Origin of the sequence: Kitasatospora sp. NPDC028055, from assembly GCF_040637885.1 — a bacterium.
Classification (GTDB): domain Bacteria; phylum Actinomycetota; class Actinomycetes; order Streptomycetales; family Streptomycetaceae; genus Kitasatospora.
Genome location: NZ_JBEZXE010000009.1, coordinates 91,836 through 107,685 on the forward strand (window position 1 = coordinate 91,836; position 15,850 = coordinate 107,685).

Annotated in this window: 18 protein-coding genes; 8 read left to right on the forward strand and 10 right to left on the reverse strand. The window is 74.4% G+C overall.

From position 1 onward, the window contains the following. The 5 genes from AB0F71_RS13135 to AB0F71_RS13155 form a co-directional block, all read right to left on the reverse strand. A complete protein-coding gene (locus AB0F71_RS13135) occupies positions 1 to 312 on the reverse strand; it encodes a hypothetical protein (protein ID WP_360232043.1) in 312 nt (103 codons plus the stop codon). 280 nt (positions 313 to 592) lie between these two features. Beyond that, complete coding sequence (locus AB0F71_RS13140; RefSeq protein WP_360232046.1) at positions 593 to 1,684, reverse strand: hypothetical protein; 1,092 nt, start codon at positions 1,682 to 1,684, stop codon at positions 593 to 595. Continuing rightward, positions 1,681 to 2,577 carry a hypothetical protein gene (locus tag AB0F71_RS13145; protein WP_360232049.1) on the reverse strand — a complete coding sequence of 299 codons (897 nt, stop codon included), beginning with the start codon at positions 2,575 to 2,577 and terminating at the stop codon, positions 1,681 to 1,683. Before AB0F71_RS13145 ends, AB0F71_RS13140 begins: the two co-directional genes overlap by 4 nt. Further along, on the reverse strand, positions 2,574 to 3,563 hold the full coding sequence (locus AB0F71_RS13150; RefSeq protein WP_360232052.1) for a hypothetical protein: 990 nt from the start codon (positions 3,561 to 3,563) through the stop codon (positions 2,574 to 2,576). Before AB0F71_RS13150 ends, AB0F71_RS13145 begins: the two co-directional genes overlap by 4 nt. Positions 3,564 to 3,624: 61 nt before the next feature. Continuing rightward, the gene (locus tag AB0F71_RS13155; protein WP_360232055.1) at positions 3,625 to 4,590 is read right to left on the reverse strand and encodes a hypothetical protein; all 966 of its coding nucleotides are present in this window, start codon (positions 4,588 to 4,590) and stop codon (positions 3,625 to 3,627) included. A gap of 365 nt (positions 4,591 to 4,955) precedes the next feature. On the opposite strand from AB0F71_RS13155, the gene AB0F71_RS13160 reads away from it, so the two are divergent. Together AB0F71_RS13160 and AB0F71_RS13165 are read left to right on the forward strand one after the other, a co-directional pair. Continuing rightward, a complete protein-coding gene (locus AB0F71_RS13160) occupies positions 4,956 to 5,378 on the forward strand; it encodes a carboxymuconolactone decarboxylase family protein (protein ID WP_360232058.1) in 423 nt (140 codons plus the stop codon). A gap of 48 nt (positions 5,379 to 5,426) precedes the next feature. After that, positions 5,427 to 6,398, forward strand: coding sequence for an ADP-ribosylglycohydrolase family protein (locus tag AB0F71_RS13165; protein WP_360232061.1), 972 nt, complete (start codon positions 5,427 to 5,429; stop codon positions 6,396 to 6,398). A gap of 56 nt (positions 6,399 to 6,454) precedes the next feature. Here AB0F71_RS13165 and AB0F71_RS13170 read toward each other — a convergent pair whose 3' ends face one another. Continuing rightward, complete coding sequence (locus AB0F71_RS13170; protein WP_360232064.1) at positions 6,455 to 7,435, reverse strand: helix-turn-helix domain-containing protein; 981 nt, start codon at positions 7,433 to 7,435, stop codon at positions 6,455 to 6,457. Between the two features lie 71 nt (positions 7,436 to 7,506). Here AB0F71_RS13170 and AB0F71_RS13175 point away from each other — a divergent pair, with 71 nt between their 5' ends. After that, positions 7,507 to 7,842 carry a cupin domain-containing protein gene (locus AB0F71_RS13175; RefSeq protein WP_360232071.1) on the forward strand — a complete coding sequence of 112 codons (336 nt, stop codon included), beginning with the start codon at positions 7,507 to 7,509 and terminating at the stop codon, positions 7,840 to 7,842. Positions 7,843 to 8,035: 193 nt separating this feature from the next. Here the strand turns inward: AB0F71_RS13175 and AB0F71_RS13180 are convergent, their stop codons facing one another. Next, positions 8,036 to 8,557, reverse strand: a complete 522-nt coding sequence (locus AB0F71_RS13180; RefSeq protein ID WP_360232380.1) for a peptidylprolyl isomerase — start codon at positions 8,555 to 8,557, stop codon at positions 8,036 to 8,038. A gap of 108 nt (positions 8,558 to 8,665) precedes the next feature. On the opposite strand from AB0F71_RS13180, the gene AB0F71_RS13185 reads away from it, so the two are divergent. Both AB0F71_RS13185 and AB0F71_RS13190 read left to right on the forward strand, forming a co-directional pair. Beyond that, positions 8,666 to 8,896, forward strand: coding sequence for a hypothetical protein (locus AB0F71_RS13185; RefSeq protein ID WP_360232383.1), 231 nt, complete (start codon positions 8,666 to 8,668; stop codon positions 8,894 to 8,896). A 3-nt stretch (positions 8,897 to 8,899) separates the two neighbouring features. Next, the gene (locus AB0F71_RS13190) at positions 8,900 to 9,175 is read left to right on the forward strand and encodes a hypothetical protein (RefSeq protein ID WP_360232074.1); all 276 of its coding nucleotides are present in this window, start codon (positions 8,900 to 8,902) and stop codon (positions 9,173 to 9,175) included. A gap of 169 nt (positions 9,176 to 9,344) precedes the next feature. On the opposite strand, the gene AB0F71_RS13195 is transcribed toward AB0F71_RS13190, so the two are convergent. Together AB0F71_RS13195 and AB0F71_RS13200 are read right to left on the reverse strand one after the other, a co-directional pair. After that, a complete protein-coding gene (locus AB0F71_RS13195; RefSeq protein ID WP_360232077.1) occupies positions 9,345 to 10,424 on the reverse strand; it encodes an ALF repeat-containing protein in 1,080 nt (359 codons plus the stop codon). A gap of 111 nt (positions 10,425 to 10,535) precedes the next feature. Then, positions 10,536 to 11,693: a transposase gene (locus AB0F71_RS13200; protein WP_360232080.1), complete on the reverse strand. Its 1,158-nt coding sequence runs from the start codon at positions 11,691 to 11,693 to the stop codon at positions 10,536 to 10,538. Positions 11,694 to 12,012: 319 nt separating this feature from the next. On the opposite strand from AB0F71_RS13200, the gene AB0F71_RS13205 reads away from it, so the two are divergent. Beyond that, complete coding sequence (locus tag AB0F71_RS13205) at positions 12,013 to 12,948, forward strand: NAD-dependent epimerase/dehydratase family protein (protein WP_360232083.1); 936 nt, start codon at positions 12,013 to 12,015, stop codon at positions 12,946 to 12,948. 60 nt (positions 12,949 to 13,008) lie between these two features. Here AB0F71_RS13205 and AB0F71_RS13210 read toward each other — a convergent pair whose 3' ends face one another. Next, entirely contained in the window at positions 13,009 to 13,338 is a 330-nt protein-coding gene (locus AB0F71_RS13210) for a DUF1330 domain-containing protein (RefSeq protein ID WP_360232086.1), read from the reverse strand. A gap of 276 nt (positions 13,339 to 13,614) precedes the next feature. Between AB0F71_RS13210 and AB0F71_RS13215 the strand changes: the two genes are divergently transcribed. Together AB0F71_RS13215 and AB0F71_RS13220 are read left to right on the forward strand one after the other, a co-directional pair. After that, positions 13,615 to 14,565, forward strand: a complete 951-nt coding sequence (locus tag AB0F71_RS13215) for a hypothetical protein (RefSeq protein ID WP_360232089.1) — start codon at positions 13,615 to 13,617, stop codon at positions 14,563 to 14,565. A 154-nt stretch (positions 14,566 to 14,719) separates the two neighbouring features. Further along, complete coding sequence (locus tag AB0F71_RS13220) at positions 14,720 to 15,796, forward strand: helix-turn-helix transcriptional regulator (protein ID WP_360232092.1); 1,077 nt, start codon at positions 14,720 to 14,722, stop codon at positions 15,794 to 15,796. The last annotated feature ends 54 nt before the right edge of the window (positions 15,797 to 15,850 follow it).

Genomic DNA, 15,850 nt, shown 5'->3' on the forward strand with positions numbered 1-15,850 from the left:
TCACTGCACCTGGAGGGACTGGGCGATGGACAGGTTGGTACTGCGGTAGTTGGCGCTGGTGCTCTGCATCGCGGCGGCGTTGGCGTTCAGCCGCCCGGTCAGCGCCTTGACCTGCTGGTGCCACTCGTCCAGCGAGTCCTTCAACGCCCCGGCGCTGTCCCAGTTCTTGAGGGCGCCGACCGCCGTCCCGGTGGCGTCGTCGGCGACCGCGCCCGCGCCCGGGCAGTCGTGGGCCAGGTTGGTCAGCGTGGCGTGCGCCTTGTCCAGCGCGGCGTGGTTGACTCCGAACCCGCCCGGTGCCGGTGTGCTCATCCGTCGTTCCCCCATGTGTGGTGACCCGGCGGTGTGGTCACCGGGCGCCGATGATCGTAAGTCCGCGGAGCGCCGGTTTTCGCAAGGGATTCATCAGGGATTCGTCACCGTTCTGTCACCGCCCGGCGCCCGAAGGGCCGTTCGGGTACGGCACACCGGCCGGGCCGGGGCCGGCGGAGCGGCCGGGGGCCGGCCGGGCCGCCCGTACCGTGACGGGCCGAGGGCCCCGCACCCGCCCGGTGCGCGGGGGGGGTGCGGGGCCCTCGGGTGGGCGCCGCGCTCAGGCGAGCAGGTCGGACTGGAGGTCGACCACCTGGCGGAAGGCCGCGGCGGGCACGCCGCGCGGGTTGGTCATGGTGATCACGGCCACCACGTCGGAGGCCGACACGAACGCCAGACGGGTCGTCGGCACGTCCTTGCCCGCGGTCTCCCGGGACTCCTTGCGGGTCACCTCGACACCGTCCGGCAGCTCGCCGTCGGCCGAGGAGGTCGCGGTCCGCGCGTCGGGCGCGGCCTTGAGCTGGATCTCCGAACGCGTCCGGGAGAAGGTGTCCCAGGCCTCGGCGGAGGTGCCGAAGCGCATCAGCCGGATCCGGGTGCTGGTGCCGTCGGAGGCGGTCCACTCCCGGACGGTGGCCGCGCGGCACACGTTCTGCCGCAGCAGGGTGCGCATCCGGGCCGGGTTCTGCAGGTCGCCGAGCAGCGCGTCGCAGGACACCCAGTTGGCCGGGGCCGCCCCCTCGGGGGCCGCCGACGCCGTGCCGGAGGCGCTCGGGCTCGCGGAGGCCGAGGAGGTGCCGGACGGGGCGCCGGACGGCGTGCCGGACGGGGTGCCGGAGGCGCTCGGGCTCGCGGAGGCCGAACCCGTCGGGACCGTCGGGGCCGGGAAGACCGGCGGGTTCACCGAGCCGCCGGCCTCCTTGGGCGCGGGCAGCAGCAGGTACCGCAGGTCCGCCAGGTGCACGGCGGCGCTCTTGTCCTTGCTCTTGTCCTTGAGGTTGGGCGCGGCCTTGCCCGAGGGCAGCGGCGGCAGGGCCAGCGGCGGGAAGGTGTAGCGGCCGTCGCCGGCGGTGGCCAGGCCGGGGATGTCGGTGCGCTCGGGCGCGGTGACGGCCAGCGCGGTGCCGGTGCCGGCCAGGGCGAACACCAGGACGGCGCAGCCCCAGCGCACCGCGGCCTTGCGGCGGCGGGTGCGGTGGGCGGCCTGCTCCTCGGCGGCCCGTGCCGCGAGGGCCTGCTCCTCGGCGGTCGGCGCCGGGGCGGGGGCCGGGTCGGTGTCGAGCGGCGGGGCGAACTCCGGGGCGGACTGCGGCCCGGGCTGCGGGGCGGACTGCGGCCCGGGCTGCGGGGTGGCGGCGTGGTCGTCGGTCATACGGAGGCTCCGGGGCTGGCGAGGCGGTCGAGCTGCATGGTGAAGAGGGCCACGATCCTGTCCTTGGGCAGCGGTGCCACGCCCTCGGCGCTCATGATCACCAGGAGGTCGCCCTCGGCGGCCGAGCACTCCAGGTAGTCGATCGGCGCGGACGGCGGCGCGGGCATCAGGTAGCAGTGCGCCTCGGGGTGGCCGGGGATCTGCGGGCCGGAGCGGAAGATGCCGGTGTCGCCGGTGAACACCGCGGTGTACTCGTTGATCCGTTGCACCTCCTGCTGGTTGAACTGGCGCAGCCGCAGGCCGATCACCAGGTTGCCGTCGTCGTTGCGGTAGGTCCGTACGCCGGTGCCCTTGACGTGCAGGCCCTGCCAGTAGGAGCGGAGCTTGTCGCGCTTGTCCTTGGGGACCTGCTGGAGCTCGGCGTCCATCTCGTCGGTCAGCTGTCCGGCGCCGAGTTCGGTGTCGTTGCCGTAGCCGCCCTCGTCGGGGCCCGGCGCGTAGCCGGCCGGGACGGGCAGCAGCAGGTCGCGCAGCGAGCCGAAGTGGCTGCCGTTGGACTTGGCGCCGAAGGGCGTGGGGGTGGCGGTCGGGGCGGGGGTGCCGGTGGGGCCGGCGGCGGCGACCGGGGCGGGGTCGTCGTACTGGGTCTTGATGATGCCGACGCCGATGACCACGCCGACCAGGGCGGCGGCGACGGTGGCGGCGCCCGCGCGCAGCAGGCGGCGCGGGGCGGGGTTCGGCGCGGGGGCCGACTGGCCTGCGGGCGCGGCCGGTTCGGTGGCCGCGGGGGTCTGCTCGGCCGGGGTGACCGGCGTTGCCGGAGTTGCCGGAGTTGCCGGGGTGTGCGGCTCGGCCGGGGTGGCCGGCACGGCGGCCACGGAGTCGTCGGTCATGCCAGCCGCTCCCACTGCTGCTTGGCGAGGGCCTTGAGGTCCCCGGATTCCACCGGCTTGGGGCTGAACACCTCGACGGTCATCAGCACCGTGCCGCGCTGGGCGGCGGCGTGGCCGTAGTAGTACTGGTCCTTGGTGTCGGACCAGTGCCTGGGTTCGGGGTCCACCCGGTAGCCGCCGTCGGTGTCGTCGGCGAAGGTCTGCCCGTGGAAGGCCGCGGCCTCGTCGATGTGCTCGGGCGTGTACTGGGTGAGCGTGACCCGGTAGCGGATGTCGTCCTTCATCCAGTCCACCTCGGCGGCGCGCCGGAAGCCGGACGTGGCGAGGTCCTTGAAGACGACGGCCGCGTCGCCCTTGCGTTCGGCGAGTTCGCCGATCGACATCCAGCCGGGCTTGTCCGGGTAGTCGCCCCAGGCGGTGCTGCCGTCGGGGGCGCTGATCAGCAGCTTGGTCAGGTCGCCCTCGATGGCGGGCGGCGGGGGCTGGGCGGCGGCGAGGGCGGCGGGGTCGACCGTCTCGGCCGGGTAGGCGGGCAGGGCGACCTGGAGCGGGGGCAGCGGCGTGGGCGGGCGCTGGGCCTGGATCGCGTAGCCGACGCCGCCGCCGGCCAGCACGCCCACGACCAGGGCGCAGACGGACAGCAGCACCGGGCGGGGGCGGCGCGGGGGGCGCGGGGCGGTCTCGGGGCCGGCTGACAGGTAGTCGGCATAGGCGTCCGCCGTAGGGGCGAACTCCTCGACGACCGGCGCCTGGTGCGCCGTTGCCTCGGCCGACCAGGGGGACGGCGCCGGGACGGGGGGCACCGGCGGGACCGGCGCTACGGAGGGTTCGGCCGGCACCGGGGGCACCGGCGGGACCTGGGGCACGGGCGGTACGGGCGGCAGCGGCGGCGTCGGCGGTTCGGCCGACGCGCCCAACGCGCCCGACGCGGACGGGTCGGACGGGTCGTCGGCCGCGGCCGGCGGCTGCTCGGGTTCGGTGGTCACGGAAGCGACTCCAGAGGAGGAGGGGCGGGAGGACGTCGTGGGGCGATCGCGCGGCGCGGGCTCAGCCGCCGGAGGCGAGCCACTCGCGCTGGCGCTTCATCAGGTCGTTCAGCAGCGCCTTGTCCGGCGTGCCCTTGACCTCGACGTCGACGGTGTACTGGACGTCGCCCTGGCTGGAGATGCCGGTCATCGAGCCGGTGTAGGCCTCGTTCTTGGGCTTGCGGCGGAAGCCGTGGGCGTTGGGGTCGCCGTCGATGTCGATCGGTTCCTGCGACTTGACGGTGTAGCCCTGGACGAACCGGCCCGCCAGGTCGGCGGAGCCGAAGTGCAGCAGGGTGACGGTGACTTCGGCCGTGCCGTCGGCGGTGCGGTAGGTGCGGGTGGCGCCGTCCCGGTAGCCGAGGCGGCTGAGGATGGTGTCGATGTCGTCCGGCTTGCCGAACATCTCGGAGACGTCGTCACGGGTCATCGCCATCCCGTCGGCGGGCCCGTAGGACTCGCCGCCGGCCGGGATCGGGAGCAGGAAGTAGCGCAGGTCGCCGTCGTGCTTGCCGCCGCTGACGGTGCCCTTGACGGTGCTGGCCGGGGCGGGCTCGGTCGGGACGGCCGTCGGCACCGGGACGGGTACGGCGGAGGGCGTGGCACTCGCGGCGGCGCTCGGGCCGCCGCTCGCCGGGGCGGTGGCGGTGGCGGTGGCACGCGGTGCGGGTGCGGCGGCCGGGTGGCCGTCCGGCTTGCCGACGGCGACGGTCACCGCGGCGCTGGCCGCCGTGACGGCGAGCAGTCCGGCGGTGGCCAGCGCGACCCCGACGGCGCGCGGCAACCGGCGCGGAGCCGGGGCCGCCTGGGCCGCCGTGGCCGGGTCGGCGGGCTCGGGCTCAGGCGCAGGCGCGGGCTCGGGCGCAGGCGCGGGCTCGGGCACGGCAGCCGCTTCCGGCGCGGCTGCGGGCTCGGGCGCTACGACGGCCGGCTGCGCTACGACGACCGGCGGCGGGTCGGTGAACGCGGCGCTCTCGTTCTCGGGCACGGGCAAAGGACTCCCCCCATGGGAATGATCGGAATGTCGCACGTGGGCCACCGTCGGAATCCGCTCCCCCACGGCTTTCCCGGACCGGCCATCACGCGTCTCAGCAGGGATTATGAGAGTCCGATGACCTTCTCGCCAACAAAATCAATCACCGCACTCCCGTGCAATGCCCGATGAATCGGACACTCCGTGACCCAACCGCAACAGGCGTCCTGCCGGGGTGTCGTGCGTCCGGGTGCCGCGGGCGGCGGTTCCGGCCCGGCCTTGAGTTGGAGTGCGCTCCAAGTCCTACGGTTCCTTCCGTGGTCAGGGCCGGTCGGCCGGGGCCGCGGCACGAGAACGGGTACGAGGAGAGGACAGGCGCCATGGGTGTTGCGGAGCAGGGGGCCGGGCAGCGGCAGGAGCGGTTCGAGCGGGGCATGGAGGTGCTCACCCGGGTCGACGGGGAGGGCGGGCAGCGGGTGGTGGACGCGCTGGCCGACATCAGCCCGGAGCTGGCCCACCAGGTCGTCGCCTGGGGCTTCGGCGACGTCTACAGCCGCCCCGAACTCGCCCCGCGTGACCGGCAGTTGGTGACCCTGGGGATGCTCACCGCGCTCGGCGGCTGCGAGCCGCAGCTGGAGGTCCACATCAACGCCTCGCTCAACGTCGGCCTCACCCCCGTCGAGATCACCGAGGCGCTGCTGCACTCGGCCGTGTACTGCGGGTTCCCCAAGGCGCTGAACGCGACCTTCGTCGCCAAGAAGGTCTTCGGCGAGCGCAGCCTCCTCCCGGTCACGGCGAACTGACGCCGGACCACCGCACCGCCGGGGCGCGGCCGGTGCGATCATGCGGCCATGACGTATTCGGCAGCACGTGAAGCGTTGGAGGGCCTGGCGCTCGGGGACGGCTTCGGCGAGCGGTGGTTCCCGCTCTTCCGCACACCGAAGGTGGCGTTCACACAGATCCGGGCCCGGCAGGTGCCGCCGGAGACCCCGTGGCACTGGACCGACGACACGGCGATGGCGCTGTCGGTGTACGGGATCCTGACCGCGTACGAGGCGGTGCACCAGGAGCGCCTGGCCCAGGCCTTCGGGGCGACGTACCTGGCCGACGCCTACCGCGGTTACGGCAACGGCATGAGCCTGCTGCTGCCCCGGCTGGCCGGGCGGCCGTCGGCGTGGCGCGAGGAGTCGCGCAGGCTGTTCGACGGGCAGGGCAGCCTGGGCAACGGTGCGGCGATGCGGGCGGCGCCGCTGGGCGCCTGGTTCCACGCGGACCTGGACGAGGCCGCGGAACAGGCCGCACTGTCGGCCGAGGTGACGCACGCCCACCCCGAGGGGATCGCCGGCGCGGTGGCCGTGGCGCTGGCGGCCGCGCTGGCCGCGCGCGGACGCGGGGGCGCGGGGGCTCCGGCTCCGGCACCGGCTCAGGCACCGGCCGGGGCCGCCTTCCTCGCGGAGGTGGCCGGGCGCACCCCGGCCGGCCCGGTGCGCGAGGGCCTGGCCCGGGCCGCCGAACTCGCCCCGGACACCGAGCCCTGGCGCGCGGCGGACCTGCTGGGCAACGGGCAGCGGGTGCGGGCCGGCGACACCGTGCCCTTCGCCCTGTGGTCGGCCGCCCACCACCTCGACAGCCTCACCGACGCCCTGTGGACCACCGCCGAGGGCCTGGGCGATGTGGACACCACCTGCGCCATCACCGGCGGCGTGGTCGCCGCCCGCACCGGCCTGGACGGGGAGGCCGCCGGCTGGCTCGCCCGGCGCGAGCCCCTGCCGGAGTGGGTGGCCGGGGCCGAGGACGAGACCCCGGTACTGCGCGCGGGCTGAGCCCCGGGCCGGGCGGGCGGGGGGCCGGGCGCCGGGCCCTCAGGGGCGCCGGGCCGTCAGGGGCGGCGGGCGGCGCCGAAGGTGCGGCGGTAGGCGCCGGGGGTGGTGCCGAGCGCGGCGTGGAAGCGGCGGCGCAGGTTGACGGCGGAGGCCAGGCCGACCCGGGCGGCGACGGCCTCCACCGGCAGGTCGGTGCCTTCCAGCAGGGCGCGGGCGGCGTCGATGCGCCGGGCCAGCAGCCACTGGCCGGGGCTGGTGCCGAGCTGCTCGGCGAAGCGCCGGGCCAGGGTGCGGGCGGAGAGTCCGGCGCGGGCGGCGAGCCCGTCCAGGGTCAGCCGCTCCCCCAGCCGCTGCTCGGCCCACTCCAGCAGCGGGGCCAGCGACTCGTCCGCCCGGGCGGGCGTGGGGGCGGCGGCGTACTGCAGCTGGCTGCCCTCACGGTGCGGGGGCAGCACCATGTGCCGGGCGACCTGGGCAGCGTAGGCGGCACCGTGGTCGCGGCGCAGCAGGTGCAGGCACAGGTCGATACCGGCGCCGGAGCCGGCGCTGGTGGCGACGTCGCCGTGGTCCACGTACAGCACGTCCCGGTCGACCTCCAGGGCCGGGTGCTGGGCGGCGAGTTGGGCGGTGCGGCCCCAGTGGGTGGTGGCGCGGCGCCCGTCCAGCAGTCCGGCCTGGGCCAGGACGAAGGCGCCGGTGCAGATGGAGACGATCCGGGCGCCGCGGGCGTGGGCGGTGCGCAGCGCGTCCAGGACGGCGGGCGGGGCGGGTGCGCCGGGCGGCTGCCAGCCGGGGACGACCACGGTGTCGGCCCGTTCCAGGGCGGTCAGGCCCTCCTCGACCAGCAGCGGGACGCCGAGGGTGGTGGGCAGCGGGCCGGGGTGCTCGGTGCACAGCGTGAGGTCGTAGTACGAGGGCAGCCCGGCGCGTTCGGTGCCGAAGGCCTCGGCGGCGCAGGCGAGTTCGAACGGCGACTGGGGTACGCCGAGCAGGGCCACCACCTGGTGGCGGGGCGGTGTCGTGGCGGCGGCGTCCATGGCAGGAATGTACCTGAGGATGTCTTTCAGGACACTGGGGCGGCTGGGGTCCGGGCGGCCACAGTGGGGGCATGAACGACGACGACGCACTGAACGACGGACTGAAGACGGCCCTGCTCGCGGAGGAGGTGGACCCGGTCGAGGTCGCACCGGGGATCGTGCGGCGCCGGCTGACCGCCACCGGGTACGCCCGCGCCTGGCTGATCGACTTCGCACCGGGCAGCCGGTGGCCGGAGGTCGACGTGCACGACACCGAGGAGCGGTACTACGTGCTCAGCGGCGAGGTGATCGAGGGCGGGGAGCGCCACCCGGCGGGCAGTTACGTGGTGTTCGCGCCGGGCAGCCGGCACCGGCCGCGCACCGAGACCGGGGCGCGGATCCTCGGGATCACCCTGTCCGCCGCCTGACGGGGGCGGGCGCCGGCCGGCCGTGGACGGTCCCGCAGTCCCCGCCGCACTACGCGGCGCTGCCCAGGCTGTGGCGGGCGGCTGCTGGGCGCCGCCCGCCGTCAACTCCCCTGCCGCCGCCCGCACTTGGCCGGACGGCAGCAGGGGTGCTCGGCGGGCGGCTTTCGCGGGTGGGCCTGCGGCCCCGCCGGGGTCAGGCGTGGGTGATCTCGACCGAGTCGATCACCACGGCCTGCGCCGGGCGATCGCCGTCGGTGGGGGCGGCGGCGATCGCGTCCACCACGGCCTTGGAGGCGGCGTCGGCGACCTGGCCGAAGATGGTGTGCTTGCGGTTGAGGTGGGTGGGGGTGCCCACCGTGATGAAGAACTGCGAACCGTTCGTCCCCGGGCCGGAGTTGGCCATCGCCAGCAGGTACGGCCGGGTGAAGAACAGCTCCGGGTGGAACTCGTCCGGGAAGGCGTAGCCGGGCCCGCCGGTGCCGGTGCCGGTCGGGTCGCCGCCCTGGATCATGAAGCCCTTGATCACCCGGTGGAAGGTCGTGCCGTCGTAGTACGGGCCGCTGCCCGGCTCCCCGGTGCGCGGGTCGGTGTACTCCTTGGCGCCCTCGGCGAGTTCGACGAAGTTGCGGACCGTCTTCGGCGCGTGGAACGGGAACAGTTCCAGCCGGATCGGGCCCGCCGTGGTGTGCAGGGTGGCGAACCGGGCGTTGGCCACGGGTGTCTCCATTCTTCGTCGGTCCTGTTCGGTGTTCGGGTGGTGGGCATCCTGGCACATGGGAGGATTCGTGGCCGAACCGGTAGGGGAAGTGGAGGTGGCGCCGTGGTGGTCGGAACGGTGCTGGTCGGGGTGCTGGTGCTGGTGCTCGCCGGGTGCGGGTGCATAGTGTGGGCCGCGCGCGGCGGGCCGGGCTGGGTGCGCGCGGTGGCGGCGGTGACGCTCGGCGCGGGCGACCTGCTGCGCGGCGCGGAGCGGCGCCGGCGGCGGCGCAGGCAGCGGGAGCGGTGGCTCCTGGGCCGGAACAGCAGCGGCGAGGGCGGCGGGGACGGGAGCTGAGGCGTGACGGACGGACAGCAACTGCGACGGACCTTCGAGGTCGGGCTGGCCGAGGCCCTGGCCGGGCACGGGGTGGCGACCTGCCTGGGTCTGGACGAGCCGACCGAGGAGGCGCTGTGGGCGGTGTACGACGCCGCGACCGGCCACCGCACCGGCCCGGGGACGGTCGAGGAGCTGGTGGCGGCAGCCCGCCGGACCTTCGAGGGGCAGCTGGACGGCAGCAACGCGGCGCGCTGGCGCGAGCAGCTCGCGAAGAAGTTCGCCGAATATGGGTACTGAGCCGGAGGCGCCGAGCCGGGGGCACTGAGCCGAAGGCGCTGAGCCGGAGGCACTGAGCGGGGGCCGGACGCGGCGTGTCCCCGGCCGCCGTGGTGGGCACGGCGGCCGGGGACACGAGCGGGCGTCGGCCCTCGGTGTGTCAGCCCTCGGCCTGTCAGCTCTCGGTGCGTCAGCTCTCGGCGGAGCGGCGGCGCGAGAGCGCGACCAGCGCCGCGCCCGCGGCGAGGGCGGCGGCGGCGCCGCCCGCCTCCCAGCCCAGGCCCTCGGTGCCGGTGGCGGCGAGCGAGCCGGTGCCGGCGCCGGTGCCCGTGGTGCCGGTCCCGGTCAGGGCGGCCGGCTGGACGGTCTGCGGCTGCTGGGCGCCCTGGTCCTGCTGCCCGGCGGGCTTGTCGCCCGGCTTCTCGGCGGGCTTGTCGGCGGGCTTGTCGGCGGGCTTGTCCGCCGGCTTGCCGGCGGCGGCCTCGTCCGCGGCGCGGGCCGTGGCCCAGCCCTCGGCGAGGAACTTGGCGATGTCGGCGTCGCTGCCCTCCATCGCCGTGCCGGCCGCCGCGCGCACGGCCGGGCCGCCGGTCTCCATCAGCTGCGAGACCTTGACGCGGTTGTCGGAGGCGCGCAGCTTGGGCAGGTCGCGCAGGAACTGGGCGACGTCGGCCGGGGTGCCGGCGAGCGCCTTCTTGGCGGCGTCGAGGGTGTGCGGGCCGGTGTTCTGGTCGGACAGCGCGACGAAGAGCGCGACGCGGTCGTCCGAGGCCTGGGCGGCGGGGTAGCCCTCCGCGAGCCACTTCGCGACCTCCGCGTCGCTGCCGTCCATCGCCTTGTTGGCGCCCTCGCGCACCTCGCGGCCGCCGGAGGCGAGCAGCTGGGAGACCTTGACCCGGTTGTCGTCGGCGCGCTGCCTGGGCAGCTCGGCCTCCAGGAAGTGCCGCAGCTGGGCGGCGCCGCCCTTGAGGGCCTTCTCCCCCGTCTCGCGCACGCCGCGGCCGGTGTTCGGGTCGGCCAGGATCTTCTGGATCTCGGCGCGGTCGCGCTGCTCCTGCCCCTCGGGGGCCTCGGGGCGGCTGCTGTCGCCCGGGCCGCCGTTGACGCCGTCGTCGCCGGGGGTGACGTCCGGGGTGGAGCCGGAGGCAGTGTCAGGACCGGAGAGCCCGGTCGGCCGGGGGGCGTCGGCGGCGGAGGCCGAGGAGGGGAAGAGGACGGCGGGCGCCAGGACCGCGGCGGCGACGACGGTGGACACCCGGGGCAGCTTCATGCGGGCAGACCTGTTTTTCCTGTCAACGACCCGGCCCTGAAAGGACCGGGCTTGAGGTTAACCATGTGTCCGATGAGTCGCCCCACCGGTGGTCACCTCGTCTCAGCAGCGCTAGACGCTGCCGGGGCGGTTGACTGCGCCCCGCTGCCACGCATCAGCCGCGCGGTGGCGGATGTTGCGGGAGCCGTTGATGTCCGCGTGCATGGTCGTCCCGCAGGCACGGCACGCGAACGTCGCTTGATCCACTCGGTTCTGTCTGTGGGTGTGCCAGCAAACGGAGCACTGACGGGAGGTGTAGGCCGGGTTGACGTGCACGACCGGGACTCCGGCGCGCTGGGCCTTGTACTCCACGAAGGCTCCGAGCTGGGCGAACGCCCAGGAGTGGAGGCGGTACCGCTGGTCGTGCTTGGCCTTGACCCTCTCGCGGATGCCCGTGAGGTCTTCCAGGGCGATCCCGCGAGAGGCGCGTTCAGCGGTGGTGACGATGGTCTTGGAGATGCGGTGGTTGGTGTCGGTGGCGAACCGCTGCTCACGGCGGCGGATCGCCTTCAACCGGCGCTTGGCGTTCTTGGTCTTCTTTGCCTGCAACTTGGCGGTCAGGGCGCGCATGCGCTTGCGGTAGCGCTCCAGACGGCGCCCGGACATGACCGTGCCGTCGGAGGTGGTGGCGATGTTGACGATCCCAAGGTCCACCCCGAGCCAACCGGCCGGTTCGCGGACCGCAGGTTCGGGGATGTCGCAGGTCGCGAACAGGTACCAGGACCCATCGCGAAACACCAGATCGGATTCGCCCTGCCGGTGGTCGGCAATCATCTTGAGCGTGTCCGGAGAGCAGCGGAACCCGATGCCCTTCAACCGCCGGGCCATTGTCCAGATGGACACGGTCTTCGTGTCGGTGTTCCACGTCAGCATCCGGTCATCGAAGGGCTGCGCCGCATCGTCACGGAAGCTGATCGGCTTGGACTCGGCCTTGTTCCGTCGCTTCGACCCTTTCGGCCCCAGGTTCCCGGCCTTGAGGTTCGCCCGCAACGTGGCGTAGGCGTCGCACACCTTCTTCACCGACCTGACAGCGGCCTGCGCTCCCAGGTGGTATTCGTTCTTGACATGTCGGTACACCAGCGGCTGCAAGCCGTTGCGCCGGATCTCCTTCTTCTCGAAAGCGACGCGAGAGATGTGGTTCGCGGCCCGGTTGCACGCGCGTAGCGTCGCGGCAAGCGCGTCGGCCTGATACGGCGACGGCTCCAGCTTCACCCGGGCAACGATCTTCACGCGAAAGAACGTAGTTCCCGCAAAATCGAAAACTCAAATCGGGAGGTCAGAGCACACGGAAGAGAACTCCGCCGCTTCGCGGCTCCGATCCAAGGAGCCGATTCCTCCCGGGGCTGAGGCCCCGGGCCTCCTCGGCAGAATCAGGTGAAGAGATCTTGAACGCCCGACAGCATAGGCCCCTTTTTGCTATTGCCATACCAGGTATTTGCCGCCCCTCCCGGACCGGACCGAACCGTCCCGGCGGACGTCACCGCGGACGTTACGGCGGACGTCACCGCGGACGTCACGGCCTGTCAGCGGCACGCTCTAGGGTGGAGGCGTGAGCTTTCATCTCGTCGTCGGACACGGGCCCGCCGGGGCCGCCACCACCCGCCTGCTGGCCGAACAGGGCCACGAGGTCCGGGTCGTCACCCGTACCGGGCGCCCCGCCGCCCCCGCCGACGGCGTCGAGCACCTCGCCCTGGACGCGAGCGACCCGGCCCGGCTGGCCGAGGCCGCGCGCGGGGCCGTCGCGATCCACGGCTGCGCCGCGCCGCCGCTGCCGCAGTGGGCCGGGCGGTGGCCCGCGCTCGCCTCCGCGCTGTGCGCGGCCGCCGAGGACAGCGGGGCCGTGCTGGTGATGCTCGGCAACCTGTACGGCTACGGCCCGGTGGACCGTCCGATGACCGAGGACCTCCCGCTCGCCGCCACCGGCCCCAAGGGCCGGGTGCGCGCAGCGGCCTGGGAACAGGCCCGGGCCCTGCACGAGGCCGGGCGGATCCGCGCGGTCGAGGTGCGGGCCTGCGACTTCTTCGGCCCCGGCGTCACCGACGGCGGCCACCTCGCCTCCCGCGCCGTGCCCGCCCTGCTCAAGGGCCGCCCGGTCGCCGTCCTCGGCGACCCGGACGCCCCGCACAGCTGGACCTACCTGCCGGACGTGGCCCGCGCCATGGTCGAGGTCGCCGCCGAGGAGAGCGCCTGGGGCCGCCCCTGGCACGTCCCCACCGCCCCCGCCCTGCCGGTGCGCACCATGGTCGAGCGCCTGGCCGCCGAGGCCGGCACCGGCCCCGTCCCGGTGCGCCGCCTCTCCCCCGTCCTGCTCGGCGCGGCCGGCCTGTTCTCCCCGCTGCTGCGCGAACTGCGCGAGACCCGCTACCAGTTCGACCGCCCCTTCGTCATCGACTCCTCCGCGTACGAGGCCGCCTTCACCGTCCGCGCGACCCCGCTGGACGAGCAGGTCGCCGCGACCGTCGCCTGGTGGCGCGAGCGCTCGTAGGCGGGCCCGGGGGCTCAGTGGCCCCTTGAGTCAGTGCCCCTTGAGTCAGTTCCCCTTGAGTCAGTGCCCCGTGAGCTTGTCCGCGCCCCGGTAGCCGGCCGGCACGCCCTCGGCGATGATCGCGTCGGCGACCATGTGGCGGGTGCGCAGCGGCAGGATCTCCCGGTAGGCGGGCGAGTCGTACCAGGCGCGGGCGCTCCCGTAGTCGGGGAACTCGATCAGGATCAGCCCGAGCTGGCCCCAACTGCCCTCCAGTGTCTCGAACTTGCCGCCGTGGACGACGAAGTGCCCGCCGAACTCGTCGAGGGTGGCGTCGATCCGCTCCAGGTACTCCTCGATGTCGGGGCAGCTCTGGACGGAGTGGACCTGGGCGAGGGCGTAGGCGGTCATGTGCTGCTCCCGTGGCGGTGTCAAAGGGGGGTTCGTCGTGCTGACGTCTCCGACGGTAGGGCTCGGCAGGGGCCCGCCGAATCCGTCACGCATCAGTAGGGATGACGTAGCCGGGCGAGGGCGGGGCGGGGGGTGCGCGGGGGTGCGCGGGGGGTCCGAGAAAGCTCGGATACCGGTGGGTGACGGGTTCCTGACAGTCTGGGTGCCGGTCGGCCGGCCGTACCGCCTCTGCCCCGTACCGCCTCTGCCCCCGTACCCCCTCGATCTGGAGATCCCTTGCGCTCGCTCATCCGACGCATCGTCCTCTCGGCCGCGCTCGCCCTGGGCGGCCTGGCACTGGCCCCCGGTGCCGCCTCGGCCGACACCCCCGCGACGGTCCTGTTCAACCAGGCCTCCGAACGCTGTCCCGACGGCGCGGTGTGGGACACCCAGGACATGCACCCCTGCGCGCCCTCGAACAACCCGGGCACGTGGGTGTTCACCCCGGTCCCGGGCTGGACCGGCGTCTACACGATCAACAACGAGGCCGACAGGCGCTCCTGCCTGACCGCCTCCGACAGCCGCCCCAGCGGCTACCAGTGCTACGCGAACCAGACCAGCCAGATGTGGCGGATCACCCCCTACACGGCGCCCGGCCAGAACGCGAAGTACGACATGGTGGGGGTGCGGATCCAGAACGTGTCCAGCTCGCTGTGCCTGGACAACACCGAGAAGAACTTCGGTGGCTGGAAGCTCTACATGTTCGGCTGCAACGACGGCGCCTACCAGCAGTGGAACATCTACCGCAGCAGCTACGAGGCCCTGTTCGGCCCGGTCGGCGCCCACAAGGGCATGACCTGGGCGACCCTGGAGCAGCGCGCCGACAACGTGGTGCACGTCGGCTACGACACGGCCAGCGACCCGTACCAGGGCGACACCCCGGCCGGCAGCCGGCTGCCGGTGCTGTGCCTGCGCAAGGACGGCCGCCCCGCCCCGGCGGGCGTGCCCACCAGCGGCTTCCACAGCTGGGCCGGCGGCGAGGTGAAGGCCACCGCGCCGGTGCCCGGCACCCAGCTGAGCAGCCGGGCCACCGCCGACCAGCTGTGCGCGGCCTCGTTCGGGGCGGGCTTCCGGATGGCGGAGTTCCACGACGCGTCGGGCTGGGGGCTGTGGGCCAACGGCACCCTGCCGACGCAGACCAGGTTCTGGACCGCGATCGACGACCAACCGGCCAACCCGTGGAGCTGACCGCCTCGGCGGCGCGTCACGGGTGATCGGGGGCGGGGGCGGGTGCCGAGCAGTGGCACCCGCCCCCGAATTTTTCGGTCACCCTCGGCCTGCTCCCGGCCATTCGTTCGTACGTCCACCGGCAACGGGGGCCCGTTTCCCTAGCCTTCGGTCCGTGGCCAAACGACGCGACATCGAGCGGGAAGTGCTGGGCACCATCGGCGAACTGGCGGCCTCCCGGCTGCCCACGGCCGAGCTGTTCGGGGAGCTGCACGCCCTGCTCCGGGGCCCGCTCGGTTTCGACGGCGGGTGCTGGCACGGCACCGACCCGGTCACCGGGTTCCCCACCTCCACCGTCGCCTCCGGCCTCGACCCCGCCGGCTTCGAACAGGCCGTCCGCCTGGAGCTACAGGGCGAGGACGCCACCACCTTCGAGGCCATCCGCGCCGCCGGGCAGCGGGTGCAGAGCGTCGGCCGCGCCACCGACGGCCACCCCGAACGCAGCGTCCGCTACCGGGAGTTGCTCCAACCCTGCGGCTACGGCGACGAACTGCGGATCAACTTCGACCTCGGCGGCGGCCGCTGGGGCAGCGCCGCGTTCATGCGCGAGAACGGCCGCGACCCCTACGACCTGCCCGAGCTGCGTCTGGCCGCCCGCATCGCCACCCCGGTCGGCGCCGCCCTGCGCGCCGCCCACCGCGCCTCGCTGCGGCCCACCCGCACCGCCCCGCCCGCCCCCACCCCGGCCGTCGCCGTCCTGGACGCCCACGGGCGGCTGCGCTCCGCCGACGCGGCGGCCCGCGACCTCATCTCCCGGATGGCCGAACCCGGCGGCCTCGTCCCGGGCGTGCCCAGCGGCTTCCTCACCGTGGCCCGCCAGGCCGCCCGCACCGGCCGCCCGGCCGAGGTCCGGGTGTGCACCCCGGACGGCCAGTGGCTCGCCCTGCACGCCACCGCCCTCGACGGCCCCTCCGACGGCGTCGCCGTCATCGCCACCCCCGTCTCCCCCGTCCAGCACCTGCCGCTGGCCGTCCTCGCCCACGGCCTGTCCCCGCGCGAACAGCAGGTCGCCCTCCACGCCGTGCGCGGCACCAGCACCAAGGACATCGCCGCCCTCCTGCACCTGACCGTCCCCACCGTCCAGCAGCACGTGGGCGCCATCCTCGACAAGACCGGCACCCGCACCCGCCGCGAACTCGTCACCCTCCTGATGGCCGGCCACCTCCCCACCCTCGGCCTGCCACCGGCGTGACGGGGTGCGGTCCGTACGCCCTGACGGTTCGGGTAGCATCCGCCCAGCTCGAAC

Bases quoted from the DNA above. Each gene is read 5' to 3' on its own strand.
- AB0F71_RS13135 (WP_360232043.1), bottom strand. From the start codon at position 312: ATGAGCACACCGGCACCGGGCGGGTTCGGAGTCAACCACGCCGCGCTG.
- AB0F71_RS13140 (WP_360232046.1), bottom strand. From the start codon at position 1,684: ATGACCGACGACCACGCCGCCACCCCGCAGCCCGGGCCGCAGTCCGCC.
- AB0F71_RS13145 (WP_360232049.1), bottom strand. From the start codon at position 2,577: ATGACCGACGACTCCGTGGCCGCCGTGCCGGCCACCCCGGCCGAGCCG.
- AB0F71_RS13160 (WP_360232058.1), top strand. From the start codon at position 4,956: ATGGGTGTTGCGGAGCAGGGGGCCGGGCAGCGGCAGGAGCGGTTCGAG.
- AB0F71_RS13165 (WP_360232061.1), top strand. From the start codon at position 5,427: ATGACGTATTCGGCAGCACGTGAAGCGTTGGAGGGCCTGGCGCTCGGG.
- AB0F71_RS13170 (WP_360232064.1), bottom strand. From the start codon at position 7,435: ATGGACGCCGCCGCCACGACACCGCCCCGCCACCAGGTGGTGGCCCTG.
- AB0F71_RS13175 (WP_360232071.1), top strand. From the start codon at position 7,507: ATGAACGACGACGACGCACTGAACGACGGACTGAAGACGGCCCTGCTC.
- AB0F71_RS13195 (WP_360232077.1), bottom strand. From the start codon at position 10,424: ATGAAGCTGCCCCGGGTGTCCACCGTCGTCGCCGCCGCGGTCCTGGCG.
- AB0F71_RS13210 (WP_360232086.1), bottom strand. From the start codon at position 13,338: ATGACCGCCTACGCCCTCGCCCAGGTCCACTCCGTCCAGAGCTGCCCC.